At 46.2% G+C, this 25,661-nt stretch carries 20 protein-coding genes and 1 pseudogene; 12 read left to right on the top strand and 9 right to left on the bottom strand.

Features of this window, described 5'->3' with window-relative positions; all coding sequences use genetic code 11:
* Positions 1-17 precede the first annotated feature (17 nt).
* On the bottom strand, positions 18-1,172 hold the full coding sequence (locus M662_RS17870; protein WP_008634965.1) for a S1C family serine protease: 1,155 nt from the start codon (positions 1,170-1,172) through the stop codon (positions 18-20).
* 185 nt (positions 1,173-1,357) lie between these two features.
* On the opposite strand from M662_RS17870, the gene M662_RS17865 reads away from it, so the two are divergent.
* From M662_RS17865 to M662_RS17855, 3 genes are all read left to right on the top strand, one after another.
* Entirely contained in the window at positions 1,358-2,044 is a 687-nt protein-coding gene (locus tag M662_RS17865) for a response regulator transcription factor (protein ID WP_008634967.1), read from the top strand.
* Positions 2,041-3,372: a sensor histidine kinase gene (locus M662_RS17860; protein WP_026577817.1), complete on the top strand. Its 1,332-nt coding sequence runs from the start codon at positions 2,041-2,043 to the stop codon at positions 3,370-3,372. Before M662_RS17865 ends, M662_RS17860 begins: the two co-directional genes overlap by 4 nt.
* Before the next feature lie 64 nt (positions 3,373-3,436).
* Positions 3,437-3,952: an acyl-CoA thioesterase gene (locus M662_RS17855; protein ID WP_008634970.1), complete on the top strand. Its 516-nt coding sequence runs from the start codon at positions 3,437-3,439 to the stop codon at positions 3,950-3,952.
* Between the two features lie 45 nt (positions 3,953-3,997).
* On the opposite strand, the gene M662_RS17850 is transcribed toward M662_RS17855, so the two are convergent.
* The 3 genes and pseudogenes from M662_RS17850 to M662_RS17840 form a co-directional block, all read right to left on the bottom strand.
* A complete protein-coding gene (locus M662_RS17850; protein ID WP_008634972.1) occupies positions 3,998-4,714 on the bottom strand; it encodes an ABC transporter ATP-binding protein in 717 nt (238 codons plus the stop codon).
* A gap of 1 nt (position 4,715) precedes the next feature.
* A pseudogene (locus M662_RS19785) lies at positions 4,716-6,351 on the bottom strand (ABC transporter permease).
* An 87-nt stretch (positions 6,352-6,438) separates the two neighbouring features.
* A complete protein-coding gene (locus tag M662_RS17840) occupies positions 6,439-7,515 on the bottom strand; it encodes a Fe(3+) ABC transporter substrate-binding protein (RefSeq protein WP_026577818.1) in 1,077 nt (358 codons plus the stop codon).
* A 269-nt stretch (positions 7,516-7,784) separates the two neighbouring features.
* On the opposite strand from M662_RS17840, the gene M662_RS17835 reads away from it, so the two are divergent.
* The 3 genes from M662_RS17835 (at position 7,785) to M662_RS17825 (ending at position 12,583) form a co-directional block, all read left to right on the top strand.
* Positions 7,785-9,194, top strand: coding sequence for an alanine/glycine:cation symporter family protein (locus tag M662_RS17835; protein WP_008634984.1), 1,410 nt, complete (start codon positions 7,785-7,787; stop codon positions 9,192-9,194).
* 145 nt (positions 9,195-9,339) lie between these two features.
* Complete coding sequence (locus M662_RS17830; RefSeq protein ID WP_026577819.1) at positions 9,340-11,232, top strand: ABC-F family ATP-binding cassette domain-containing protein; 1,893 nt, start codon at positions 9,340-9,342, stop codon at positions 11,230-11,232.
* A 103-nt stretch (positions 11,233-11,335) separates the two neighbouring features.
* Positions 11,336-12,583 (top strand): aminopeptidase, encoded by a 1,248-nt coding sequence (locus M662_RS17825; RefSeq protein WP_081694888.1) that lies wholly within the window; start codon positions 11,336-11,338, stop codon positions 12,581-12,583.
* Between the two features lie 43 nt (positions 12,584-12,626).
* Here M662_RS17825 and M662_RS17820 read toward each other — a convergent pair whose 3' ends face one another.
* Both M662_RS17820 and M662_RS17815 read right to left on the bottom strand, forming a co-directional pair.
* Positions 12,627-13,760 carry a hypothetical protein gene (locus M662_RS17820; RefSeq protein WP_026577821.1) on the bottom strand — a complete coding sequence of 378 codons (1,134 nt, stop codon included), beginning with the start codon at positions 13,758-13,760 and terminating at the stop codon, positions 12,627-12,629.
* The gene (locus M662_RS17815) at positions 13,753-14,286 is read right to left on the bottom strand and encodes a sigma-70 family RNA polymerase sigma factor (protein ID WP_026577822.1); all 534 of its coding nucleotides are present in this window, start codon (positions 14,284-14,286) and stop codon (positions 13,753-13,755) included. Before M662_RS17815 ends, M662_RS17820 begins: the two co-directional genes overlap by 8 nt.
* 130 nt (positions 14,287-14,416) lie before the next feature.
* Here M662_RS17815 and M662_RS17810 point away from each other — a divergent pair, with 130 nt between their 5' ends.
* The 3 genes from M662_RS17810 (at position 14,417) to M662_RS17805 (ending at position 17,827) form a co-directional block, all read left to right on the top strand.
* A complete protein-coding gene (locus tag M662_RS17810; protein WP_008634992.1) occupies positions 14,417-15,910 on the top strand; it encodes a phytoene desaturase family protein in 1,494 nt (497 codons plus the stop codon).
* Positions 15,911-15,952: 42 nt separating this feature from the next.
* Positions 15,953-16,126, top strand: coding sequence for a hypothetical protein (locus tag M662_RS19510; RefSeq protein ID WP_008634993.1), 174 nt, complete (start codon positions 15,953-15,955; stop codon positions 16,124-16,126).
* Positions 16,127-16,300: 174 nt separating this feature from the next.
* Positions 16,301-17,827: a BCCT family transporter gene (locus M662_RS17805; RefSeq protein ID WP_026577823.1), complete on the top strand. Its 1,527-nt coding sequence runs from the start codon at positions 16,301-16,303 to the stop codon at positions 17,825-17,827.
* A gap of 120 nt (positions 17,828-17,947) precedes the next feature.
* Here M662_RS17805 and kynB read toward each other — a convergent pair whose 3' ends face one another.
* From kynB to recQ, 3 genes are read right to left on the bottom strand one after another with little or no spacing between them, the layout of a single operon-like run.
* Positions 17,948-18,568, bottom strand: coding sequence for an arylformamidase (kynB, locus tag M662_RS17800; RefSeq protein ID WP_026577824.1), 621 nt, complete (start codon positions 18,566-18,568; stop codon positions 17,948-17,950).
* Positions 18,569-18,580: 12 nt separating this feature from the next.
* Positions 18,581-19,861 carry a kynureninase gene (kynU, locus tag M662_RS17795; protein WP_026577825.1) on the bottom strand — a complete coding sequence of 427 codons (1,281 nt, stop codon included), beginning with the start codon at positions 19,859-19,861 and terminating at the stop codon, positions 18,581-18,583.
* A 15-nt stretch (positions 19,862-19,876) separates the two neighbouring features.
* Positions 19,877-22,015 (bottom strand): DNA helicase RecQ, encoded by a 2,139-nt coding sequence (recQ, locus tag M662_RS17790; protein WP_026577826.1) that lies wholly within the window; start codon positions 22,013-22,015, stop codon positions 19,877-19,879.
* A gap of 111 nt (positions 22,016-22,126) precedes the next feature.
* On the opposite strand from recQ, the gene M662_RS17785 reads away from it, so the two are divergent.
* From M662_RS17785 to M662_RS19615, 3 genes are all read left to right on the top strand, one after another.
* Positions 22,127-23,062 carry an NADP-dependent oxidoreductase gene (locus tag M662_RS17785; protein ID WP_026577827.1) on the top strand — a complete coding sequence of 312 codons (936 nt, stop codon included), beginning with the start codon at positions 22,127-22,129 and terminating at the stop codon, positions 23,060-23,062.
* Positions 23,063-23,236: 174 nt separating this feature from the next.
* The gene (locus tag M662_RS17780; RefSeq protein ID WP_008635006.1) at positions 23,237-24,697 is read left to right on the top strand and encodes a circularly permuted type 2 ATP-grasp protein; all 1,461 of its coding nucleotides are present in this window, start codon (positions 23,237-23,239) and stop codon (positions 24,695-24,697) included.
* Complete coding sequence (locus tag M662_RS19615; RefSeq protein WP_008635009.1) at positions 24,690-25,652, top strand: alpha-E domain-containing protein; 963 nt, start codon at positions 24,690-24,692, stop codon at positions 25,650-25,652. Before M662_RS17780 ends, M662_RS19615 begins: the two co-directional genes overlap by 8 nt.
* The last annotated feature ends 9 nt before the right edge of the window (positions 25,653-25,661 follow it).

The raw sequence follows: 25,661 nt of genomic DNA, 5'->3' as shown, positions 1-25,661 counted from the left end.
TAGCTTATCTGTTGTTCTTATTGAGAGGTTAGCGTAAGTTTTATATTCATTGGGCTGCCGTCACGATAAACGGTCAAATCTGCAGTATCTCCATCGTCCATTTCGTTATAAAGATACTTTCTTAGATCAATGAGGGATTTTATTTCTTCCCCATCGATTTCCGTAATGACATCGTACCGGTCGATTCCTGCCTTTTGGGCGGGGGAACCTTGTTCGATACCCTGTACAAGCACGCCTCCTTTAACATCCTCCGGGAGCCCTAATTCATCCTGCAGGATTTGATTAGGTACCTGAGTGACATCTTGGAGTGAAACGCCCATATAAGGCCGTTCTACTTGTCCTTTGGATTCCAGGTCCTCGATGACTGGCTTGGCTACATCCATCGGGATGGAAAATCCGATGCCTTCCACTTCTGCTTTGGCAATTTTCATCGAGTTAATCCCAATGACTTCCCCTTGCAGATTTATCAATGCCCCACCACTGTTTCCTGGGTTGATGGCAGCATCCGTTTGGATCACTTCGGTCTGCCAGTCTGGCTGTTGGTCTCCGTTAATATCTACAGGGATATCCCTTTTAAGACCACTGACAATACCTTTGGTGGCTGATCCAGCGAACTCCATGCCTAGCGGGTTACCGATGGCTATGGCTGTCTGGCCGACCTCTACGTCTTTCGCTTCACCCAACCGGGCAACCTTTTGGACGTGTTCGCTATCTATCTGTAAAACGGCTAGATCTGTTAACGGGTCACTGCCTTTCAATTCGGCATTCACTTTCGTTCCATCACTTAAAATGACTTCCAGTTCGGAAGCATTCTCTACTACGTGATGGTTGGTGGCAACAAAAGCTTTATCACCGTCTTTCTTATAAATGACCCCGGATCCAGTACCGGCTTTTTCTGCACCTTGTGAACCATTCTGGATATTGCTTATCCCGACGACTGCTGGGGAGGCTTCATCTATCGCCTGTGTTACGGCCTCTTGTGTTTCTCCAATCTCAAGTTCGTTCGCTTGAGCAGTAGGCTGATCTGTGTTGATATGGATGGAAATTCCTTTCCATTGGAACACAGTCGTAACAAGAAAAACAGCGATGATGGCACCTAGGACGCTGAAGGCCAATCCAGAACGCTTATACTGGCTTTTTCGGTGTTTTTTCTGTTTTTCGTCATCAAACATAGAGAAGCGCTGGCTCCTTTCTCTTCGTTTCGATGTATGTCTCTTGATGTCTCTTACATTCTTTATAATACGCTCGATATATGGAATGACTTTGGAGTAAATGTGGAAAAAGTGTGTAATGAAGGGAGAACGCCCGCTAATATGAGAAAATAAGTAGAGGACGATCGTTTGAAGGAGGAATAAGCATGGACTATAAGATCGGTCTTGTAGAAGATGATCCGAATATAAGAGATATTGTGGAAGGATATTTGAAGAAAGAAGGCTATCGTGTCTACGCTTCCGATACGGCTGAAAAGGCGTGGGAGGTATTTGAGGAAGAGACACCTGACTTGTGGGTGCTGGATATTATGCTTCCAGGTATGGACGGGTATGAGTTTTGTAAGAAGATAAGGCAGACGTCGGAAGTACCCATTTTAATCATATCAGCGAAGGATGATGAAGTCGATAAAATCCTGGGGCTGGAGCTTGGTGGAGATGATTATTTGACGAAGCCCTTCAGCCCGAGAGAGTTGATGGCGCGTGTGAAGCGTCATTTAAAGAGATGGGAAGCATTACGACCTGTCTCCGAAGAACAGGGAGACAGGGTTATCGCAGGGGAGCTGGAGTTGAGTTATTCCGAGCGTCGGGCTTACTTCCGATCCGAAGAGGTGGAAGTGACGACAAAAGAATTCGAAATGCTCCGCATCCTCGCATCCCAAGTTAATCGTGCTTTTTCCCGGGAGGAACTTCTCATCAAGGTGTGGGGAGAGGACTACTTCGGAAGCGATCGGGCGGTGGATGATCTCATCAAAAGGTTGCGGAAGAAAATGAGCCAGCTTCCGATTGAGACCGTTTGGGGACATGGCTACCGGCTCCGGGAGAAGGGGTCATGAAGCTTCAATACCAGCTGAATGCCGCATTTGCTGCCTTGATCATCGCAATCATGTCCATTACCGCTTTCTTCATTTATTCTCTGCTCATGGATATGCTGATTCAGGACGAACAGAGACAATTGAAGGGGAGAGCCGAATTGCTGATCAACGTCATTAATGAAGACGGACCCGACAGGAACACACAGTTGTCCGAGCTGATTCAAGATAGAAATTATCCGATCCTTCTATTCGACAGGAGTACGGGGGAAGTATTGTTCCGGACGATGCCGGCAGACATCGCATACACCTGGATCGACAGGTATGAGGATGAATTGATGGGGCAGGAAGTGTGGGAGAGCCGGGAAGAGAAATATGTGGTCTACGATTTTGCAGTGAACTCCGGAAACGATCAAGTATTGGTGATGGCTACACCGCTCAATGACCTGCAGGCTGTCCAATCCGTCTTCGCGCTCCGGATGCTTGCTGTTTTCGTAATCGGTCTGTTCATGGCTATCATCGTCAGCTATGTGCTGACTTGGAGGCTCGTCACTCCACTGACGAAATTGAAACGAGAATTAAAGAAAATTGAGAAACGGCAGTTTTCTGATGTTCAGGAGGTGGAAGCTTCCGGAGAAATCCGGGAAGTGGAGCAGAGCGTAAGGCAGATGGCGAAAGAACTCTCGCGCTACATTCATTCGCAGAAGCAGTTCTTCCAAAATGCCTCCCATGAATTGAAGACCCCGTTGATGTCTATCCAAGGTTATGCCGAAGGGATCAGGGACGGGGTGTTTGAAGGGGAAGCAAGAGAAAAGGGCTTGAATGTAATGGTAAGCGAAACGGAACGATTGAAGAAGATTGTAAATGAAATGATCTTACTCGCTAAGCTGGACAGTAATGAAGACGTCTACCATCCGGAAGACACGGATCTCTCTGAAATAGCCAATCAGGCCAAAGACTTGATCTATCCATTGGCGAGAGACAAAGAAATTGCGTTGGAGATGGGAAATGCAAGGCCGTTCCGCGCCAATGTAGATCCGGAAAGAGTACTGCAGGCGCTGATCAACATTTTAAGCAACGCCGTTCGTCATGCCGAAACGAAGGTCTCTATCGAAACGGAAGAGAAAGAGAATCGTTTTTTGGTCCGTGTTATAGACGATGGAGGAGGTATTCCGGAAGAATTGCTTCCACAATTGTTTGAGCGTTTCATTAAAGGAAAAGGAGGAGAAACAGGTCTTGGTCTCGCTATTGCCAGAGCCATTATTGAGCGGAGCGGTGGAGAAATCAGCGCGTCCAACAAGAAGAACGGGACCGGGGCTGTTTTCGAGGTCCAGTTTTTTAGAAGAGAGTGAGAACGGAAGAACATGGTATAATAGGAACAGAGAACGATTTCACATAGAAGAGAGGACAGAGACGATGGAAGCAAAACCATGTATAGATTCACTGACTGTTAAAAGTTCACACGTGCTCCCACCGGATACGAACAGCCACGGAACATTGTTCGGAGGAAAGTTGATGGCCCATATTGATGACGTAGCCGCTATTGCCGCCGTCCGTCATTGTCGTAAACCCGTTGTCACCGCTTCAACGGACTCTGTAGACTTTCTGCAGCCGGTTTTTGAAGGAGATACGATCTGCCTGGAGGCCTTCGTCACTTGGACACATAACACATCGATGGAAGTGTTCGTAAAAGCGACGACAGAGAATTTGCTTTCCGGTGAACGGAAAGTATGTACGACGGCTTTCCTGTCCATGGTTGCCGTGGATGAGAATAATGAACCTTCTCCAGTGCCTGGAGTCTATCCGGAATCAGAAGAAGAGAAATGGCTCCATGCGGGAGCTCAGAAGAGACATGAATACCGCAAAAACCGCAGGAAAGAATCGAAAGAACTGGCAGAGAAGTTCGGGACAGACCTGCCTTGGAAAAAATAAATGATTAAAAGACGGGCTTCTTTAAAAGAAGCCCGTCTTTTACGTTTATTTCATATGAACAAGTTGTGACTGGGGGGAAGGGTCCTGTTTCATTGTGCAGATGGATTCCCAGTTATAAGCTGCGCCGTCTCTTATGGTGAGAATCCTGTCCGCTATCGCCTTGGAATCCTCCCGGTCGTGCGTGACCAGGATGGATGTGGTTCCTGTCTTTTTAATAATGTCCTTCAACTCACTCCGGATTTTAATTTGTAAATCCGCATCAAGATTACTGAAAGGCTCATCTAATAATAACAGAGAAGGTTTTGGGGCAAGTGCCCGGGCCAAAGCGATACGCTGCTGCTGTCCGCCGCTCAATTCATGCGGATACCGTTTTGTAAATGCCGTCATATTTACTAAGGACAAAACTTCATCCACGCGCATTTTCTTTTCTTTTTGCTTCATGCCTTTTAGTCCGAAGCGGATGTTCTCAGCAACCGTCATATGAGGGAATAAGGCATAGTCTTGGAATACCATACCGACTCCGCGTTTTTCAGGAAGAACGAAGGTATGATCATCCGTCATCGTCTCCTCGTTAATGACAATGCGCCCTTTCTCAGGCTTTTCCAGTCCACATAAAAGGCGTAGGACTGTACTCTTTCCGCTTCCGCTTTCGCCAAGGATGGAAATAATTTCTCCTTTTTTAATATGAAGGTTCAAGTGATCGACTGTGTACGATTTCACATTCTTGTATTTGAAGGTAAGGTCCTGAATGGTCACAAACATATCATGTAGGCTCCTTTTCTAATACTTGATAAAAAATGTAGATAGCCAAGGCGCTGATCAATACAATAATGATCGATGCCAGAGCTGCTTCCTGTATTTTCTCATCGCTGGCATACTTAAACGCATTGGTTGACAGCGTGTCGAAGTTGAACGGCCGAAGGATCAAGGTCAAGGGAAGTTCTTTTATTATCTCAATGAAAGCCAGTAGAAATCCACTGATGATGGGCCCTTTCAGCATAGGGAGATCTACTTTGAAGAACGACTGCGTCACGTTCATTCCCAGCATTCTGGATGCCTCGGTGTACTTGTTGCCTATCTTATCAAAACCAGCTTCTATGGAATTATAACCAACTGCCAGAAAGCGTATGATATAGGCGGACACCAGTATGATCAGACTTGTGCTCAGGAAGAGCCGGCTTTCCAGACCCGTTTGTTGATAGAACAAGGAAAGCTTCTCATCCAGGTCAATGAATACAGTGCTGATTCCCACTGCAATCACGGCCCCTGGAATAGAGTAACCGAGAATGGTCGACTTGGATGCTAATTTGGAAAGAAAACTTTGATGCATCCTTGAAAAATTAGCAATGATGACAGCGAATAGGGTGACAATCATTGCACCTGCAATAGACACAAGGAGAGAATTCCATATTAATTGTGCAAATGCAGGGGATCTTTTTATACGTCAGGAACAGCCAATCAACCAACTGAAGCACAGGGATCAAGAACCCTGCAGCAAAGATAAGGAAACAGTAAAGAAATGCCATGGCTGCCTTTACACCATGTAAACGAATTGGTGTCAATGGTCTGGCTTTGGCTGTAGTCGTACTATATTTCTTCCTGCCCCGCAGCCATCTTTCAAGCAGCAGTACAATAAATACGATCATCATAAGTGTGGCAGATAATTTGATTGCTGCGTTCAAATCATTCATTCCGAACCAAGTTTGAAAAATGGCTGTGCTGAATGTGGGAACACCAAAGTATTGAACGACCCCATAATCATTCAGCACTTCTAATAGAACGAGGCTCGCTCCTCCTACAACTGCACCTCTGGACACCGGGAGGACGACACGGAAGAATATTTCCATTGGATTCCGTCCCAATAAACGGGCATTTTCAATTAACGAAGCGGATTGGTTGGCAAGGAAGGCCCGCGTTATCGTATAGACGTAAGGGTAGAGAAATAATGTGAAAATGAGAACAGCTCCGGGTAAGTTCAGGATGTTGAAGTAGTCCTGATTCACTTCCACTCCCCACTGGTTTCTTAACGTAGTTTGAATGACTCCTGTATAATTGAGGATCCCATTGTATGTGTATCCGGCAATATAAGGAGGAACTGCAAGGGGAAGAATGAGCCCCCATTTAAAAAATCCACGCAGAGGGAAGTCATACGCGGAAATAATCCAAGCTAGACTTGTCCCGATAAGAATCGTGAATAATCCGGTGCCTATGATGAGAAGGCCCGTGTTCGTTAACAGGTCTGGTAAAATGTACGTTTGTATGTGTTCCCAGTTTTCTGCTTTTCTGGTGAAAAAGTTAGTGAAGATGGAGAGATTGGGGATCAGGATCAGAACAACGATAGCTATGGTGAAGAGCGTCCAACTATTTGTATAACCGGATAATTTTCTGGAGAGTTTCAAAAGCGACACATCCTTTAACGACCGCACTGTTTTCTCATAGTGGAAGTACCGCACAGGAAACCTGGTGCGGTACTTCTGATTCAACTGTTATTTCCAACCGACTTCATTCATAATTTGAATGGCTCTGTCATTGTTTTCGCCAAGTTCATTCAACGGGATATCCTGTTCTTTAAAGTCTCCCCAGCTTTGCAGAAGCTCTGATGCTTCTACATTTGGATTGACAGGGTATTCGTAGTTGGCTTCTGCAAATTCTTTCTGTGCTTTCTCTTCCGTCAGAAACTCCATGAACTTTTTAGCGTTTTCTTGGTTTTTACTGCTGGTTGTCATACCTATTCCGCTGATATTGACGTGTGTACCCGTTGTTTCCTGGTTAGGGAAAATCACCTCGAGTTGTTCCGCCGCCTTTACTTCTTCTTCCTCTTCAGAATTCAGCATCTGGCCGAGGTAGTATGTGTTCATGACTGCAACATCTCCTTCACCGGATGCAATGGCTTTCGCCTGATCGCGGTCACCGCCTTGAGGATCTCTTGCCATGTTGTCTACAATACCCTTTGCCCAATCCTTCGCATTCTCTTCCCCATCGATGGATATCATGGATGCGAGTAGAGATTGATTATAAATGTTGGAGGAAGAGCGGATTAAGACTTTCCCTTGAAAGGCATCTTTGGTCAAGTCGGAATACGTTTGGATGTCTTCTTTATTAACTCGATCTTTGTGAGCTACGATAATCCGGGCCCGCTTCGTCAAGCCAAACCAGGTTTTATCTGTATCCCGGAATTTTTCAGGGATGTTCTCTGTAAGTACGTCACTGTCTACAGGTTGAAGTAACTCCTGTTCTTTTGCTCGGTGCAGGCGTCCGGCATCGGCAGTAACAAGAAGATCTGCCTCTGATGCTTCGCCCTCTCTGGCCAGGCGTGCAATCAGTTCGTCATCTTTACCTTCTATCACGTTGACTTTAATGCCTGTTTGTTCTTCAAATTCTTCGTATAGCTGCTGATCTGTGTCATAATGCCGCCCTGTATATAAGTTGATTTCGCCTTTATCCTTTTCTTTTTCATCGCCCGCCGTTTCCGAGCTTTCTTCTTTACTGCTGCTTCCGCAAGCGGCTAAGAAGAGGGAAGTGAGTAGTAATAAGAATCCAATTAAATACTTTTTCTTTTTCATCTGCATCCACCTCTGCTATGTAATCGGTTAAGTGAAGAATGATAATCATTATCAATCTATTTTCTATCTTAATGATAAGGATTATCAAAGAGATGTCAATAGCAATTTTTACTCTTTTCTATCTTGTAAAGAGTTATGGAAGAAAACCTAACATATATGATATGATAAACAAGTTGTCACTTTTCGAAGTTTTTAAAAAGATTTAATCGGGAAAGTGTTAATAACTGGAAACTAAATGAATTTTAAAAATTACAAAAGAGGTGAATGGTATGGAAGCAGTTCTATCGTTCTTAAACGATTGGATGTGGGGAACCATCCTTGTTGTGGCATTGCTCGGAGTAGGTTTGTGGTTCTCTATTAAGTTGAAATTTATTCAATTCCGTTATATTCCGGAAATGTTCCGCGTGTTATTCGATAAACGATCCATTTCTGCGGAAGGGAAGAAAGGAACATCGCCTTTTCAGGCATTTGCTATCAGTACAGCATCACGGGTTGGTACAGGTAACCTTGCTGGTGTGGCTGCGGCAATTACCATCGGTGGACCTGGTGCAGTATTTTGGATGTGGATTGTTGCGATTCTGGGTGGAGCATCCAGCTTCATTGAGAGTACGTTAGCTCAAGTGTATAAAGTTCCGGATAAAAACCAATATCGAGGCGGTCCTGCCTATTATATTGAGAAAGGGCTTAAGAACAGGACGCTGGGTATAGTCTTCGCTATTACGATAACGTTTACATACGGTCTTGTATTCAGCTCTGTGCAATCCAATACCATTCGCCTTGCGTTTGAAAATTCATTCGATATCGGTAAATGGTTGATGGGTGGTATTTTGACCTTGGCTGTCGCGTTGATCATCTTCGGTGGTCTGAATCGGATCGCACAAGTTACACAAATCATTATTCCAATCATGGCTATCTTCTATATTATTCTTGCTGGGTACGTGCTTATCATGAATCTTGGCCAAGTACCGAATATGATTGGACAGATCTTTGCAGGAGCCTTCGGTTTCAGAGAAGTTGCCGGTGGAACCTTTGGAGGTATGATTCTGATTGGAATTAAGCGTGGACTCTTCTCGAACGAAGCTGGGATGGGTAGTGCGCCAAACGCTGCTGCTACGGCAGAGGTGTCTCACCCGGTTAAGCAGGGGTTGATTCAGACGTTGGGTGTCTTTACAGATACCCTGCTAATCTGTAGTGCGACAGCTGTCATCATCCTGTTCGCGGGAGACTACGCCAATACGGACCTAGACGGTATTCAATTGACACAGGCTGCTTTTGAATCGGAGCTTGGTGCGTGGGCAGCCATCTTCATCGCGGTTGCTATTCTCTTGTTCGCTTTCAGTTCTATCATTGGAAATTATTATTATGGTGAAACGAACATGGACTTTATCAAGACAAGCAAAGTAAATATCTTCGTTTATCGTATCGCAGTACTAGCGATGGTCATGTTCGGTGCTATTGCTGAATTCGGCCTTGTTTGGGCATTAGCCGACTTAATGATGGGAATTATGGCTTTGATCAACCTTTATGCTATCTTCCGCTTGGCACCTGTTGCTTATGCTGCATTGAATGACTATCGTAAACAGCGGAAAGCCGGTAAGGACCCGGTCTTCTACCAGGATCATCTTCCTGATGTAGACGGTATGGAATATTGGAAGAGAGAACACGAACATGGTTCATAAATAGGATGGAAGTACAGGAACTGCTCTGATGATCAATCAGAGCAGTTTTCTTTTTGGAGACGCGTTATGGCCTGGCGCCGGGCAAGCGAAAGAAACCAATAGATGTGATATGATGAATGCAGATTATGTTAAAGGGATGAGCGGAATGAGCTTACTATCAGTGAATGAGTTAACCAAAAGTTATGGAGATAAAGATCTCTTCGATCACATTTCTTTCACCATAGCTAATCAACAGCGTATCGGCTTGATCGGTGTCAACGGAACAGGGAAATCGACACTGTTGAAGATTCTAGCCGGGATGGACAGCGTGGACGCGGGGGATATGGACCACGCAAAGGATTTTCGTGTGGAATACCTGCCTCAAGATCCTGAATTGGATGAAAAGAAAACCGTCCTTGAACAGATTTATGAGGGAAATGCAGAAATTATGGTCGCGATGAGGCAGTATGAGAAAGTGCTGCTGGAACTCTCGGCAGATCCAGAGGACACGGATGTTCAAGAGCAGTTGTTCCGTGTGCAGCAGCACATGGAGGAGAAGAACGCCTGGGAAGCGAATACAGCGGCGAAGACGATCCTTTCCAAATTAGGCGTCGATTATTTCGACAAGCAGATCGGTGAGCTGTCCGGTGGCCAGAGAAAAAGGGTGGCCATCGCCAAAGCATTGATACAACCGGCAGATCTGCTTCTATTGGATGAGCCGACCAACCACCTTGATAACGAAACGATTGAATGGCTGGAAGAGTTCCTTGCGTCATATCGAGGTGCGTTGATGATCGTCACCCACGATCGGTACTTCCTGAATCGGGTGACCAATTTGATTTATGAATTGGATAAAGGCAGGCTTTACACCTATGAAGGGAATTATCAGACTTTCCTTGAGAAGAAGGCAGAGAGAGAAGAGTGGGAACGGCAGGCGGAGCAAAAGCATCAAAACACACTGAGACGTGAACTTGCCTGGCTGAGGGCTGGTGTAAAGGCGAGATCGACGAAACAGAAAGCGCGTATTCAACGAGTCGAATCCATGAAAGAAGAAACGTTCCATACACAGAAAGAAGAAGTGGATATGGCAATCGGCTCCACAAGACTGGGAGATCAGGTTATCGAGTTGCAAGGGGTGACCTATCAGTATGAGGGTCAGAAACTGTTTGAGAATCTCGACTACCTTATCGTTCCGGGGGAAAGACTGGGCATCATCGGCCCTAACGGCTCCGGTAAAACGACGTTGTTGAACGTCATGGCGGATCGCCTGCAGCCCTACAGAGGTGTTGTGAAAACAGGGACCACCGTAAAAATCGGTTATTATACGCAGGATCATGGAGAATTAGATGAAAGCCTTAAGGTAATTGAATACATTAAAGAAGTGGCAGAGGTTATTCGTACGGCGGACGGAACGGAAATTACCGCAGAACAAATGCTTGAGCGTTTTTTGTTCCCGAGACCTCAGCAATGGACGTATATTAAACGTTTATCCGGTGGAGAGCGACGACGGTTGTATTTGCTGCGTGTGCTGATGAGTGAACCGAACGTCTTGTTTCTTGATGAACCGACCAATGACTTGGATACGGAAACGCTCAGTGTCCTGGAAGAGTATCTCGAGCATTTCCCTGGGGTTGTCGTGACTGTATCCCACGACCGTTATTTCCTTGATCGGGTTGTCGATAAGCTGCTCGCTTTCGAGGATGGAGGCTTTGTACGCAAATTTTATGGTAATTATACGGAATACCTGGAATTGAAAAAGGAAACAGAACAAAAGGCTCAAGTGGAGAAAAAAGCCTCCCTGCAGGAAGAAACGCGCCGATCCAACCGTAAAAGAAAGCTCTCCTATAAAGAAAAACAGGAATGGGAAACGATTGAAGATGAAATTGCTGAATTGGAGACGAAGCTGGAAGATTTAAATCATCAGCTTGCAGCGGAAGCAACCAACTATGACAGAGTGCAGGAATTATCTTCCGAGCAGCAAAAGGCGGAAACAGAGTTGGAAACGAAAATGGAGCGGTGGGAAGAATTGTCGCTCATTGTGGAAGGAATGGAAGACTGATAACCGGGGGACTCGGATTGGCCGAGTCTCCTTTTTTGTGGTTCTGGTTATAATATGAAATAATGTATTCGGATACAAGGAAACTGAATTGGAGGAAAATTCAATGAAAATGCCTAGTGTTGAGAAATTAGAGAAATATGCAGATCTTGCTTTACGAACAGGTGTGAACCTGCAAAAAGGCCAGCTGCTAATGATTAACTCTACTATTGAAGGTGCAGAATTCACCCGTATTGTAGCACGTAAAGCTTTTGAGCTTGGTGCGAAGAATGTACATATTAACTGGTCTGACGACGCACTGACGCGTATGAAATATGAACATGCGGATAAAGAGACGTTATCTGACGTTCCGGAATGGCAGCAGCAGAAGTTCACCTACTTTGCAGAGCAGGGGGCGGCAGTACTATCGATTCGTTCTACTGATCCGGATCTTCTTAAAGGAATAGACGGAGAGAAAATTGCAGCGGCGAACAAAGCCGGGGCAGAAGCGATGTCTACTTTCCGTTCCTACACGATGAATGACCGTATTCCGTGGTCGATTGTAAGTATTCCTGTACCTGCCTGGGCACAAAAGATCTTCCCGGGGGAAGAAGAGGATACAGCGGTTGAGAAACTTTGGGAACAAATCTTCAGCATCGTCCGCGTCGATCGTGAGGATCCTAATGAAGCGTGGGCAGAGCACAATAAAACATTGATCAAGGCCCGTAAATTCCTGAATAAGAAGCAGTATAAGAAGCTGATTTATAAGGCACCGGGTACGGACCTTGCTGTCGGTCTACCGGAGGGGCACGTTTGGAAAGGCGGTCCTGCACAGACAGAAGGAGAAGAGATTCCGTTCAACCCTAACATGCCGACAGAAGAAGTGTTCACCGCGCCTCATAAATATGAAGTAGAAGGTACGGTCTCAAGCACAAAGCCGTTGAACTATGGCGGGAACGTCATCGATCGATTTAAACTGACCTTTAAAGAAGGGAAAGTCGTCGATTTTTCAGCCGAAGAAGGAGAAGAAACATTGAAGCACCTTCTTGATACGGATGAAGGTTCCCGTCGTCTGGGGGAGCTGGCATTGGTGCCGCATGAATCTCCGATTTCCCAGTCGGGACTCATCTTCTACAACACATTGTATGATGAGAATGCCTCCTGTCACTTGGCGCTTGGAAAAGCATATCCAACAAACATGACCGGCGGTTCATCCATGAGTGAAGAGGAGCTTGATAAGAACGGGATCAATCACAGCCTCTCCCACGTTGATTTCATGATGGGTTCTGCTGAGTTGGACGTCGACGGCGTTCTTGCAGATGGAACAACAGAACCAGTGATCCGTAAAGGAAGCTGGGCTCTTACTTTCGAATAATAAGATAGAAAAAGGAAGCTGATATTTCAGCTTCCTTTTTTTGTTACCAGCGTACATCAATGCCTTCGAATTGGAGTTCCTCATAGTTTGGAACGACGGTGGGGTCGAGTCGGACGATGGTCAGAGATTTCAGTTTTAAAAGATCATCTACTGTCCCATTGAAAGAGGAACTTGCAATATTTAAATATTGGACATGCTGCATCCCTTCCTGCATGGAACTTAAGTCAGTGACGGTCTCACCGATGATGGTGACCTGTTCCAATATGGGGAGGTGCTTCAGCAGATATCCCGGGATGACTGCATGATTGAGTTTCAAGACGCGGAGCGACTGCATCGCTTCAAAGACCTCTTCATTTTCATCCACAACATAAGTGCTGTCTAAATGAGATGCATTAATTGTTAATTCCTGAAGGTTCATCAAGTCTGCTTTCGTAATTTCCTCCGGCTTCTTATTCAAATCACGGGCGATCGATCGTAACAGCAGATCGTTTATTTCCAATGGCTCTTGATCATCCTCAAAAGTTTTGAAGGCATGGTCTGTAGGATTAGAGTAGAACGTCTCAATCGTTACGTGCTTTCCATCTTCTGAGAGGGTGGAGATCTTTACCAAAGGACTGACGTCAAAGGAGGGGATGTCTATTTCAAGGAACACGTCGATCTCGCCATTTTGATAATCCTCGAGGTCCGGCGTGCCCTTCGGCGACCAGGATTCTGCAATGCCGTCATTGTCTTCCTTCCAATGATAAGCATAGGTATAGGTCGCGTTTTCTTCCACACCCACTTTTGGTAACGTTTCTCCACTTCCGTACTTATCCAAGACGTCTTGCATATTCTCCGGGAGAGGGTTGGTAAGGATAACCTGCTTGAATTCTTCCAGAAACGCTTCCTGTGTAAGCTTCGGTTCTTTAACGGATACCAATGGCTCCGTTTCTGACTCTGGTTTGCTCTGCTCCGGAGACGCGGTTTGTTCAAAGAGGTTGCTGGACTGCACGTAATAGATGGTCCCTGATAAGAATAGAACGGCAAGCAAAGCCGTCAGCAGGCGAGGAACCATAGTCGACCGTAAATGTTTCCTTTTTCTTCCTTCGTAAAACCTACGGCGGTCTCTATCCGTAAATAACGGCTTTTCACTGATTCTATTATCAAGAGCCTCTTGGATCTTCTTCTTATTATTCAAGGGTCCACTCTCCTTCTATGAGCTTTTCCTTCAGCATTTCTCTTGCGCGCTGCTTTCTCGTCTTTACAGTGGATAAGGGGATGCCGGTCACTTCTGCGATTTCTTTTTGTGTCAGGTGTTGATGAAACGTAAGAATCATAACTTCCCGGTATTTAACAGGCATATTCAGGATTGCTTCTGCAATTTCTTCCCACTGCTCTTTCTGTAAGACAACGTCCTCCAACTGTTTAGGATCCGTCTGTTCCAACCATTGATCTTTCATGAGCTTCATTCTCTGGAAAGGAGACCGAAGAAAATCCTTGCAGCGGTTGATAGCAATCCGCATCACCCACGTCTTTAACTGTGAACGACCATCAAAACGATCCCATTTCCTATAAACCAGCAGGAGTACCTCTTGAAACAGATCGTCTGTGGTGTGGTGATTTTTCACATATGTATATATCATCCGTTTTAACATTTCGCCGTATTCCATCATCACGAATTCAATGGCTTCATCACGTGTGAAGGAAGGCTCCTTCCGTTCCATCACCAAATTTCACTCTCCTTTCTGATTGTTAGACGTTCCCATGTGGAGGAAAGTCTTCTTTTTTCCTTTATTATCGTCAGACAGAGCATAGAAGGTATTGAAACGGGGGTTCAGGGGGAAAACAGAAGAAATGGAGGTGAAGGTGATGTATGATGCAGCCATAGTTGGAGCGGGGTTCGGTGGTTTGGCAGCTGCTGCGTCCCTTGTGAAGCGAGGACGAAAGGTCGCTGTCTTTGAAGCCTCCAATGAGCTGGGAGGAAGTGCCGGGAAATTTGACCGTCAAGGCTACCGTTTCCAATCAGGTGCAACGGTCGGAATGGGTTTTGAACCGGGAGGTGTATTTGATCAATTGTATGACGAGCTTGGTCTCGAGGTTCCTGTTATGACCACACTGGATACGATCATGGATATCCACATGCCTGATCGAACCATTCACTATTATCGGGACAGACAAGCGTGGTATGAAGAGATCGAGCTTCACTTTCCGGAGAAGTCCGCGGCTATTCAAGCTTTTTATGATGAAATCTTCTACGTCGGTGCCCTTGTCGACCGTTTAATAGACAAGCTTCCAATATTTCCGCCCCGGACATGGAAAGATGTTAAAAACCTGCTGCCGATGGTGGACCGGTCTTCTTTGCGTCTGCTTCCGTTCCTGAACCAGACAGTCGAAGATCGATTGAAGAAATATGGATTGGAACGCCACCAGCTGTTTCGGACGTTTCTTAATGGAGAGCTGATGGACAGTGTACAGACAAGCGTAGAGTATTGTCCGGCCTTTCTTGGTTGTGCAGCTCTCCAGACGTTTCATAAAGGTGCCTACGCCGTTCATGGAGGGCTTGCAACGATAGCAGAACAGCTTTCCGAATATATCAAGAGCGGCGGGGGAGAGATTTATATGCGCCACCCTGTACATCGGGTAGAGAAGGAAGCGGGAATGTTCCTTCTTCATTCCAAACGCAATAAAGTATTTCAGGCGAAAGAAATCATCCTTAACAATTCGGTCCATAATCTCCATGATACGTTATCAGAAGAGCTTCTGAAACAGACCTATATTAAGAAGACAAAGGAAGTGCAGCGGGAGGCATGGGGGGCTTTTATTATACATGCCGGGATCGACACATCTGTATTCCTAAATACAGATGTGCTGTATCATCAGTTCATCGATCCGGAACGGCCGGAGGAACTGCATGACGGAGGGCAGTTCCTCTTATCCCTTTCCGATCCGTCAGATAAGAGCATGGCGCCTGAAGGGAAGCGGTCTCTTACCATATCGACCCATACGGAGTTGGAGCAGTGGTGGCAGGCGGAGGAGTATGAAGAACATAAAGAAACCATGAAAAACCGGATGCTTCAGACGGTGGAACACTACTTCCCGGGATTCGCGGAAGGGTTGGATATTGTCCTGCCGGGTACACCATTGACTTTTCATAAGTGGCTGAGAAGAAAGGAAGGAAAAGTTGGAGGATATGCACCGGATGGGAGATACAGCTGGTTGAAGAGCTATTCGGTCCGTACAGGTATCGACGGTGTTCATCAATGTGGCGATACGGTATTCCCGGGGGCAGGCACCCTCGGTGTCACACTCTCCGGTTTAATGGCAGCGAAAGAAGTTTCGGCTGATTGAAAACGTGGAGTAAGGGAATAAGAAAGGAAAGGAGCGATGTAAATGCCAGGTCCAGAACATGAACTCCCGGGATTCCAGGCGAACCCTAATGAGTTTGACAAATGCAGCAGCTGTGGAACACTTTTGACGAGCAAGCAGGAACAGGAAATGAAGCTTTGCAAAGAGTGTCAAAGAAGACACAAAGATAAAGAAATTGAATATGACGAATCAGAATGAAAAAAGGTCACGGAAGCGTGACCTTTTTCTCATGGAGTTGTCAGGATATAATGCAACATCAGGGGAATATTACCAAACGATAGGAGTAAACTGTTTCTTTACATCCGAATCCCTTGATGTTAAAGTGGTCCACTGTGCTTAAAACAACTAAGAGTTACTATGAAGGAGAGAATCATGAAAAATAAACAAACAAATGGAATCGATTGGCCGGTATTTGCGATCAGCGGCGGACTGCTGGTACTATTCGTAATTTTTGCCTTAATCGATATTGATTTGATCGAACTAATCGTAAATGAGAGCTTTGCATGGTCAGCAAAATACTTCGGTGCCTTCTGGCAGGTACTTATGTTAGCTACGTTCTTTGTGGGCCTTTGGCTTGGTTTCTCTAAATATGGAAAGGTAAAGATGGGAAACAGGGAGAAGCCCGAGCTCGGTTTATATCAATGGCTTTCTATCATTATGGCTACCCTTCTGGCGGGCGGCGGTGTTTTCTGGGCGGCGGCCGAGCCGATGTGGCATTTCCTGACGGTTCCGCCATCCCAAGCCGGGGTGGAAGCAGGTACGGAAGCAGCTGTCGATCCAGCTTTGGCACAAAGTTTCATGCACTGGGGTTTTCTCGCATGGGCTATTCTAGGAACGATCAGTGCTATCGTTATGATGTATGGCCACTACCATAAAGGAATGCCGATGAAACCTCGTACCCTTCTTTACCCTATTTTCGGTGAAAAGCTGCGAAACAGCTGGCTTGGTACCGTAATCGACGCGTTCTCTGTCATTGCGGTTGCTGCCGGCACGGTTGGTCCGTTAGGCTTCTTGGGGTTACAAGCGAGTTATGGTTTGCAGGCCATTTTCGGAATCCCGGATGAATTCGGCACACAGTTCACTATCATATTGGCCGTGGTGCTGGTTGCGACTATCTCTGCAGTAACAGGATTGCATAAGGGAATTCAGTTCCTGAGTAATTTCAATGTCCGGCTCGCGTTAGGTTTGATGATCTTCATCGTCATCTTTGGACCGGGCGGGTTTATCATCAATCATTTTCTTTCAGCTTTCGGCTATTATATCGATCAATTTGTTCCGATGAGTACGTATCGGGGAGATGAAGGATGGTTGTCCAGCTGGACTGTCTTCTTCTGGGGATGGTTCATTGGGTACGGACCGATGATGGCTATTCTCGTAAGTAGAATTTCCAGAGGACGGACGATTCGTGACATTATTATAGCCGTTTCTATTTTCGCACCGATTATTTCTACCTTCTGGTTCACCGTGCTGGGCGGTTCCGGGATTTCCTTTGAGTTAAGTAATCCAGGATCAATCTCAGAAGCGTTGGAGGCCGGGGGGAACCCGGCGGCTATGTTTGCCATCACGGAGCAGTTCCCTCTGGCGACTATCATTTCACCATTGTTTTTGGTATTGACGATTCTTTTCGTCGTGACCACAACAGATTCCATGTCTTATACCATTGCTATGGCTGTCACAGGACAGGGGGACCCTAAGAAATGGGTTCGTGTCTTTTGGGCGGTTCTGATGGGCGCAATCGCAGTGATTTTGTTGGTAACAGGAGACAGCGGAATTACGCAGTTGCAGAACTTTATTGTTGTCACCGCTGTACCTGTTTCCATTTTGCTGCTTCCAATGCTGTGGCTTGCTCCTAAGGTCGCTAAACAACTGGCCTTCGAGCAAAAAACAAATAGGAAATGACTTTGGAAGGGGAAGGAGAGGCCGTCGTCGTATCACCCTATCCACTCTTTCTTAAGGTAAAGTGAATCAATAAAAGGAAAAAAGCTTAGAGCATGGGCTCTAAGCTTTTTTTATGGAGAATTATTTTTCTCGCAACACAGCACGTACCGGACTCCCATCGCCGTCCTCCATTTTCAACGGAAAAGCCATGAGTTCATAAAATCCAGGAGAAACGTGATCCAATTGCAGACCTTCGAGGATGAGAATGTCGTTAGCATATAGGGAATGATGACCAGGTAAGGCTTTGCTTTTTTCCGTATCGACAGAGGGCGTATCCACGCCGATCAAATCGATGCCGTGTTCCCGAAGCAAGGGAGCTAGATCTTCGCCGATGGTGGTGTAGGTATTCGGGAATTTAGTGCGGTCTTTCCAACTCTTTGTTTGGAGTATCACCTTCGTTACGGCTGTCAGGTCGATGCCTTCCAAATCTTTCGCTTGAATTCTATCTTTATCCGGAAGGGAAAGAACTAAAGCATCACCGATATATCTCTCCAATGGGACTTCAGCAATTCTCCACCCATTGGAGTCATAATGGTAAGGCGCGTCCACATGGGTTCCGATATGGTTGCTTGCCTGGAATTGACCGACATTAACAGAACCTGTTTCTTTCATCGTAAATGTATGCTCATAGTGAAAAGGCGTATCTCCCGGCCATGGCGGGGTTCCTTCATGCAGGGGCATGCTGATATCGATAAGTTTCATGTTTCTGCCTCCTTATGCTATGATTCCACGCTCGTTTTTATATTGCTTATGCTTGTCTTGGTCCATAATGCCTTTCAATACCTGGACCACTGTAAATACATCTTCGAAGGATGTGTAGAAAGCGATCGGAGCGAGTCGGATAACATCTGGTGCCCGGAAATCCGGGGTGACTCCTTCTACTTTCAATGCTTGGCATATACTTGCTGCCTCTTTGTGCAGAAGACAGATATGGCCGCCTCGCCGTTCATCTTCCATAGGATTGGCGATACGGAAGCCTTTCCCGGAAAGCTCTTGATGGATGAGGTCCATAAAAAGCCGCGTCAGCTTTAATGATTTAGTCCGTATAGTGTCTATACCAGCTTCGTGAAAAAGCTCCAAGGAACCAAGAAGCGGGGCGGAGCTCAAAATGTGCGGGGTTCCAATCTGGAAAGCACCGGCATCTTCAGCAGGCGTCAGTTCGTGTTCCATGTCGAACTGTTTCTGTTTATTAGAGCTGAACCACCCGGCAAGGCCGGGACTCCTGCCTAAATGACGTTCGTTGACATATAAACCGCCGACACCTCCTGGTCCGCTGTTCAAGTATTTATACGTACACCAAACGGCAAAATCGACTCCCCATTCATCAAGGGAGTGCGGAACAGAGCCGATGGAATGAGCCAGGTCGAAACCGACGATGATGCCATGTTTGTGCGCTGCTTCTGTAATCCTTTGGATATCCAGAAGCTGACCGCTGCGGTACAGGACAGAAGGCAGCAGCAACAGAGCAATATCCTCTCCCATTTGATTGATGATGTGCGTCTCCTCCAGCGTGTAACCATCTTTGCTTTGAATCTGTACTAACTCTTGTGCCGGGTCTAAATCCCGAAGTTTGATTTGGCTTTTCAGAGCATAGATATCGGATGGGAAATTCAAGGTATCTGCAAGAATTTTTGTTCTTTTACCTGCCGGGTTGTAGAAAGTGGCCAGCAGTTGGTGGAGATTGGTCGTAATGGAGCCGGTGTTAATAACCTGATGCGGCTTTGCTCCGATGAGGGGAGCCGTCTCGTCTCCCAGCTTCTCCGACAAATAGAACCACGGCTCTTTCGCTTCCGTCCATCCATCAATACCCGAGGTTTTCCAATCCTCCAGTGACGTAAACAATGATTGTTCTGCCCGTTTGGAAAGCAGGCCCAGTGAGTTTCCATCCATGTAATAGCTGCTTTCCTTCAAGTAAAACTCTTTCTTGAAGTGCTTCATCGGATCTTCTTGGTCCAACTGCCGAACGGCGTCCAACGTCCATAGATGCTTTGTCATTTCGGGTTCCTCCTTTTATACTAAATCGTGTTTAACTAAAACAGCTTTGATGGCAGAATAGCTGTAAGTGTCCGGAAGCATGTCTTTTAAAGGTTTAAGCTTCTTATCCTCCAATTGTTCATAGGCTTCCAGTACAGAGGTCTCCTGTTGCTCATCAAACCAGCTTGGCCAGTTGATATCATAGCCTTCCTTGGCTGCACGGAACAAATGGCTCTCAATGGTAAGTTGACTCATGCCCCTGGCTTCAGCTATCTCCTTTGGCGTCTGTTCCTCGAGTTTCCACATCTCGTAACTGATGATGTGACTCGGTCGATCGTCACCTGGGTCTCTCTTTATAGGAGCAGAGGGGGAAGAGGAGGAAGGCCGTGGCTTATCCGCCGCGGCTTTTGCCCATGGCTGAATCATTTCAAGAAATGCTTCCCCGTATTTCTGATATTTCTGTTCCCCGATACCTTTTATCTTCAACATGTTATCTTTCGTTTCCGGGAGATAAGCGGTCAAGTCCTTCAAAGTCGCATCAGAGAAAATGACATAAGGCGGCAGGGATTCTTGTTCGGCTATCTGCTTGCGTAAACGGCGTAATTCTTCAAAGTATTCTACGTTGTAATCAGCCTTCGTTTTTGTGACGACGGCTTCCACCAGCATGATTACAGGTTCTTCTCCTTTAATTACTTTCTTAGCCTCCTGGGTTAGCTGTAAGGTTGGGTAACGGCCGGAACCGGGGTACAGATAACCTTCTGCGGTGAGAAAATGAATAAAGCGCGTCAATTCTTTTTCCGTATAGTTGGACATGATTCCATAGGTAGACAAGGAATCGAAACGAAACTGCTTTACTTTTTGGTCCTTCGATCCCCGAAGCACCTTCGCGGTAAGGGAGGCACCGAACCGTTCCCCCATCCTCTTCACACAGGACAGCACCATTTGAGCTTCTTTCGTCATATCCGTCTTCTGCCCTTCATGCATACAGTTCGAACATTTTCCGCATGGCTCCACAGGTACCGGATTGTCGAAATAGTCAAGGATATATTGCTGCAGGCACGTGTGGGTGTGGCAGTAATTAATCATAGCCTGAAGTTTATCGTATTCAGCTGTCCGCTTCTTTTCAGAAGGAGACTGATCAATCAAAAAGCGCTGGAGGTTGATATCCTGACTGGTGAAAAGCAGAACGCAGTCTCCCGGTTCTCCATCCCGACCGGCACGACCGGCTTCCTGATAATACGATTCAATATTCATCGGCATGGAGTAGTGGATCACGTAACGGACGTTGGATTTATCAATCCCCATTCCAAAAGCGTTCGTAGCAACCATGGTGGTCACCTTGTCCTGGACAAAATCCATCTGTGTCTGTCTACGCTGGTTCTCCGTCATCCCAGCATGATACTTCCCGGAAGCATACCCCTTTTCCGATAAGTATGTATGCAGTTGGTCAGCATCTTTACGAGTAGCGGTATAAATGATGCCGGCATCCTCCGGAACTTTCTGCAAATATGTTTCAACGAAGTCACGCTTATCGCGTCCTTTGATGACCCGGAAGGATAGGTTTTCACGGGCAAAACCTGTGTTGACGACGGCTTCTTCCGGCACATCGATGAGGCGCTTAATATCTTCGATTACTTCTTTCGTGGCCGTAGCTGTCAATGCCATGACCACCGGGAGGTTCGGTATGGTACGGAGAGTAGGGACGATCGATCGGTAGCTTGGGCGGAAGTCATGTCCCCATTGCGATATGCAGTGGGCCTCGTCGAAAGCGATCAAGGACAGCGGGATGGAGGAAAGTAGATTAAGGAAATCCGGTGCTTCCATCCGCTCCGGTGCGACGTACACAAAAGAATATCTTCCTTGCCGGATGGCAGTCATGCGTTCCTGCTGTTCTCGTGCGGAGAGGGAGCTGTTGATGTAAGTCGCCGGTACTCCATAGGATAGGAGAGCGTCGACCTGGTCCTTCATCAATGAAATGAGAGGGGAGATGATCACGGCAGTACCATCTAGTGTGAGCCCGGGGATTTGATAGCAGAGTGACTTCCCTCCGCCTGTCGGCATGACTGCGAGCGTGTTATGCCCATGAAGGACATGTTGAATTACTTCTTCCTGCCCTGGCCGGAAAGAGGAATAGCCGTAATATTGCTGTAGTATTTTTTCCGCTTGCTGCATCATTTGGATCATCCTTTATTTGTAATCATTCGTGCCTCCATCTTATCATGTTTCAAGCTGGTTCTGTGGGGAAAACTACACGGGTAAAGCACAAACAAAAGGAGTGATCGCTGCATGAAAGCGGTTGTTATCGAACAGTACGGAAATAGAAATGAATTGATAGAGAAGGAAATGCCGAATCCCGAACCGGCTGCTAATCAAGTGGTGGTGGAAGTCCACGCGACGTCCATCAATCCAATCGACTGGAAGCTGCGCGAAGGATATTTGAAAGAAATGCTTGATTTTGACTTTCCGATAATTCTTGGATGGGACGTCGCAGGAATTATTAAGGAGACGGGCGAAGACGTCCGTGGCTTTAAAACAGGAGATCGCGTTTTTGCACGGCCGGATACGACAAGGCTCGGCACGTATGCGGAGTATACGACCGTCGATGAGCACCTTCTGGCACATCTTCCTGATGGGATCGGGTTTGAAGAAGCTGCTGCGGTTCCGTTGGCAGGGCTGACTGCATGGCAGTGCCTCGTTGACTTCGCGGATATAAAGGAAGGGGACAAGGTACTTGTTCATGCTGGATCCGGCGGAGTCGGACATTACGCGGTACAGATTGCAAAAAAAATGGGAGCGTATGTTGCAGCCACTGCCAGCGGTAAGAATAAGGATTGGGTCAAGAAGCTGGGTGTTGACCGGTTTATCAATTATAAAGAAGAGGACTTCTCGGAGGTACTTCATGATTTCGATATCGTCGTTGATACATTAGGTGGAGAAATTCAGGAGAAGAGCTTCGCTGTATTGAAAAAAGGAGGGCGAATGCCTTCCATCGTTCAGCCTCCTGATGAAAAGCTTGCTGAGAAACACGGGGTAAAAGCGGGGTCTGTATGGCTGGAACCAAGTGGTGAACAATTGGCGAAGTTAGCGCAGTTCATGGAGGAAGGAAGCCTTGTCTCCGTCATCGGCCACACCTTCGACTTTTCCGGTGAAGGATTGCGGGAGGCTCATAAATTAAGTGAGACGCACCATGCCAAAGGAAAAATTGTTATTAAAATGAAATAGACCACTTTTTATGTCCCTTTGATAAAGCGAAGGGACACTTTTTTGGTCAGTTATTATAAAGCGATTACATAAAATAGAGGATGCATTATTTTCGAATTTTCTTACAATTTTTGTGTACCTGCAGTAAACTAAGGGTAAAGGCTTTTAAAGAAGCAGAATTGGAGGAGAAGTGGTGTGCTTATAAATTATAAGACCGGGGTATATTTTGACGAAATGATGCATTCGGATGGAGGGCCAAAACAGCACTATCAATGGTTCTATCAACTCGTACAGCAGTTCTCCGAACGTGAACTTATGAACAAACATGAAACGGCCCAGATGAATTTTCTCAGAAAGGGTATTACGTTTACTGTTTACAACCACACAGGCGGGACGGAGCGGACGATGCCGTTCGATTTCGTTCCCATCATTATTCCCAGAGAAGATTGGGAGAAGATCGAGCGCGGGATGGTGCAGAGGATGAAAGCCCTGAACCACTTTCTTGAAGATGTCTATAATGATCAGAGGATTGTTGAAGCTGGAATCGTTCCGAAAGAATTAATAGAGAACAACCCCTATTACTATAAGGAACAAGCGGGTGGGTTATCCATTCCTCTGAATAACCACATTTTTCTTGCCGGTGTCGATTTAATTCGTGATGAGAACGGGGACTATCGTGTTCTTGAGGATAACCTCCGGAACCCATCCGGGATGTCCTACGTATTCCAAAACCGTTACGTCATGAGACAGGTGTATCCGGAGCTGTTCTTCCAGCATGCCATCGAGACACTGGAGCACCAGATTTCCGAGCTGCATCAGGCTGTCATCAGTCATGTGCCGGAAAATGCTCTACAAGACAAAGAACCAAAGGCTGTCCTGCTGACACCTGGTACATATAACTCCGCCTATTATGACCATGTTTTCCTCGCGCAGCAAATGGGAATCGACCTCGTCGAAGGCCGGGACTTAACGGTGAAAGATGATGTAGTGTATATGAAGACGATCAGGGGGCTGCAGCGGGTCGATATTATATACCGTCGTATTGACGACGATTTTCTCGATCCGGAAGCCTTCCGGCCGGATTCTGCTTTAGGAGTTCCGGGGTTGCTTCGAGCCTACAGGAAGGGGAATGTTTCGATTCTGAACGGGATTGGAAACGGGGTAGCAGACGATAAAGCCATGTATGTTTATGTGCCGGAAATGATTCGTTTCTATCTGGATGAAGAACCAATCATCCCGAATGTAGAAACCTATTTTCTTAGTGATCCGGAACGTCTGAGTTACGTTTTAGATCATATCGATGAACTGGTCATTAAAAATGTCGGTGCCTCAGGAGGCTATGACATGCTGATTGGTCCACAATCGAGCGAAGAGGAGCAGGAAGAATTCCGTCGCAAAATCATCGAGCACCCTAATCAGTATATCGCCCAGCCGACGATCAAGCTTTCCAGAGCCCCTGCATACCAGGGGGGACGTTTCTACCCATGCCACGTCGATCTAAGGGTCTTTGTCATGAACGGGCGGAAAACCAACGTCCTGCCGGGAGGTCTGTCGCGGGTTGCTTTAAAAGAAGGATCGCTTGTTGTGAACTCTTCTCAGGGTGGCGGCGGTAAAGACACATGGATTATGACAGAGGGTGGTGGTGTTCATGCTTAGCAGAGTAGCAGATTCTCTTTATTGGATGTCACGTAATTTGGAAAGGGCGGAAAACAATGCGCGTGTTCTCAGCGTCCAGCTCATCCATTCGCTGGAAGCAACCAGTCAGGAGACAGCGGATCGTGATTGGGAAGAGGTACTTGAAATCTGTTCCTCTAAAGCGGATTACTATGATACTTATGAGCGACTCGACAGTGAGACGCTTCTGGAATACTTAACCATCAGTCCGATCAATATGAATTCCTTAATCAATTGCATGAATTATGCACGGGAAAATGCACGTATAACCAGGGACAACCTGCCGGGGGAGCTCTGGGAAGTGTTAAATGAGTTCCATCTCAATCAAAAGGATTGGCAGGAACTACCGAATACAAGACAGCATACGCAAAGTTACTTGAAGAATGTAGTAAATACATCGATGACGGCTCAAGGAGTTATCGAGTCCAGTATGACACGTGGAATTCCTTATACATTCATTAAAATTGGAAAATGGCTGGAGAGGGCGGAAAAAACGGCACGGCTTTTGAACGTCACCTGTGAGAAGAACAGAAAAGAGTCGACGGTCGATACGGCTACCTATTATTATTGGCTGACAGCCTTGCAGTTCTTAAACGGATATGACGCCTATATTAAGGAGCATCCACCTACCATGGACTCCAAAAGTGTGCTGCGTTTCATGATTCAGGAGGAGACGTTCCCCCGTTCGATCCGTTACTGCATGAACCATGTCTGTGAAGCAATTGAAAATTTAGAAGATGGAAAGATATCTCATTATTCTGCGGACTTATTCGAAATGCTTGAAGTGATACAAAACGAAATCCAACAAACGAATATCGAAGAGATGGATATGGAACAGCTGATGCATTTTCTTGATCATTTCCAAGATCGTTGTCTCACATTCAGTCGAATGTTTTCCGAGACATATTACCTCATAGAACCTATTCGTGTGAAGTAGACACATACG

The sequence above is a fragment of the Bacillus sp. SB49 genome, from assembly GCF_000469135.2.
In the GTDB taxonomy this organism is placed as follows: Bacteria; Bacillota; Bacilli; order Bacillales; family Halobacillaceae; genus Halobacillus.
The sequence above is the reverse complement of the archived record's forward strand: the minus strand, read 5'-3'. Positions and strand labels throughout refer to the sequence as shown.

Bases quoted from the DNA above. Each gene is read 5' to 3' on its own strand.
- kynU (WP_026577825.1), bottom strand. From the start codon at position 19,861: ATGACAAAGCATCTATGGACGTTGGACGCCGTTCGGCAGTTGGACCAA.
- kynB (WP_026577824.1), bottom strand. From the start codon at position 18,568: ATGAAACTTATCGATATCAGCATGCCCCTGCATGAAGGAACCCCGCCA.
- M662_RS17785 (WP_026577827.1), top strand. From the start codon at position 22,127: ATGAAAGCGGTTGTTATCGAACAGTACGGAAATAGAAATGAATTGATA.
- M662_RS17815 (WP_026577822.1), bottom strand. From the start codon at position 14,286: ATGGAACGGAAGGAGCCTTCCTTCACACGTGATGAAGCCATTGAATTC.
- M662_RS17840 (WP_026577818.1), bottom strand. From the start codon at position 7,515: ATGAAAAAGAAAAAGTATTTAATTGGATTCTTATTACTACTCACTTCC.
- M662_RS17830 (WP_026577819.1), top strand. From the start codon at position 9,340: ATGAGCTTACTATCAGTGAATGAGTTAACCAAAAGTTATGGAGATAAA.
- M662_RS17825 (WP_081694888.1), top strand. From the start codon at position 11,336: ATGAAAATGCCTAGTGTTGAGAAATTAGAGAAATATGCAGATCTTGCT.
- recQ (WP_026577826.1), bottom strand. From the start codon at position 22,015: ATGATGCAGCAAGCGGAAAAAATACTACAGCAATATTACGGCTATTCC.
- M662_RS17850 (WP_008634972.1), bottom strand. From the start codon at position 4,714: ATGTTTGTGACCATTCAGGACCTTACCTTCAAATACAAGAATGTGAAA.
- M662_RS19615 (WP_008635009.1), top strand. From the start codon at position 24,690: ATGCTTAGCAGAGTAGCAGATTCTCTTTATTGGATGTCACGTAATTTG.
- M662_RS17855 (WP_008634970.1), top strand. From the start codon at position 3,437: ATGGAAGCAAAACCATGTATAGATTCACTGACTGTTAAAAGTTCACAC.
- M662_RS17870 (WP_008634965.1), bottom strand. From the start codon at position 1,172: ATGTTTGATGACGAAAAACAGAAAAAACACCGAAAAAGCCAGTATAAG.
- M662_RS17810 (WP_008634992.1), top strand. From the start codon at position 14,417: ATGGAGGTGAAGGTGATGTATGATGCAGCCATAGTTGGAGCGGGGTTC.
- M662_RS17860 (WP_026577817.1), top strand. From the start codon at position 2,041: ATGAAGCTTCAATACCAGCTGAATGCCGCATTTGCTGCCTTGATCATC.
- M662_RS17865 (WP_008634967.1), top strand. From the start codon at position 1,358: ATGGACTATAAGATCGGTCTTGTAGAAGATGATCCGAATATAAGAGAT.
- M662_RS17805 (WP_026577823.1), top strand. From the start codon at position 16,301: ATGAAAAATAAACAAACAAATGGAATCGATTGGCCGGTATTTGCGATC.
- M662_RS19510 (WP_008634993.1), top strand. From the start codon at position 15,953: ATGCCAGGTCCAGAACATGAACTCCCGGGATTCCAGGCGAACCCTAAT.
- M662_RS17835 (WP_008634984.1), top strand. From the start codon at position 7,785: ATGGAAGCAGTTCTATCGTTCTTAAACGATTGGATGTGGGGAACCATC.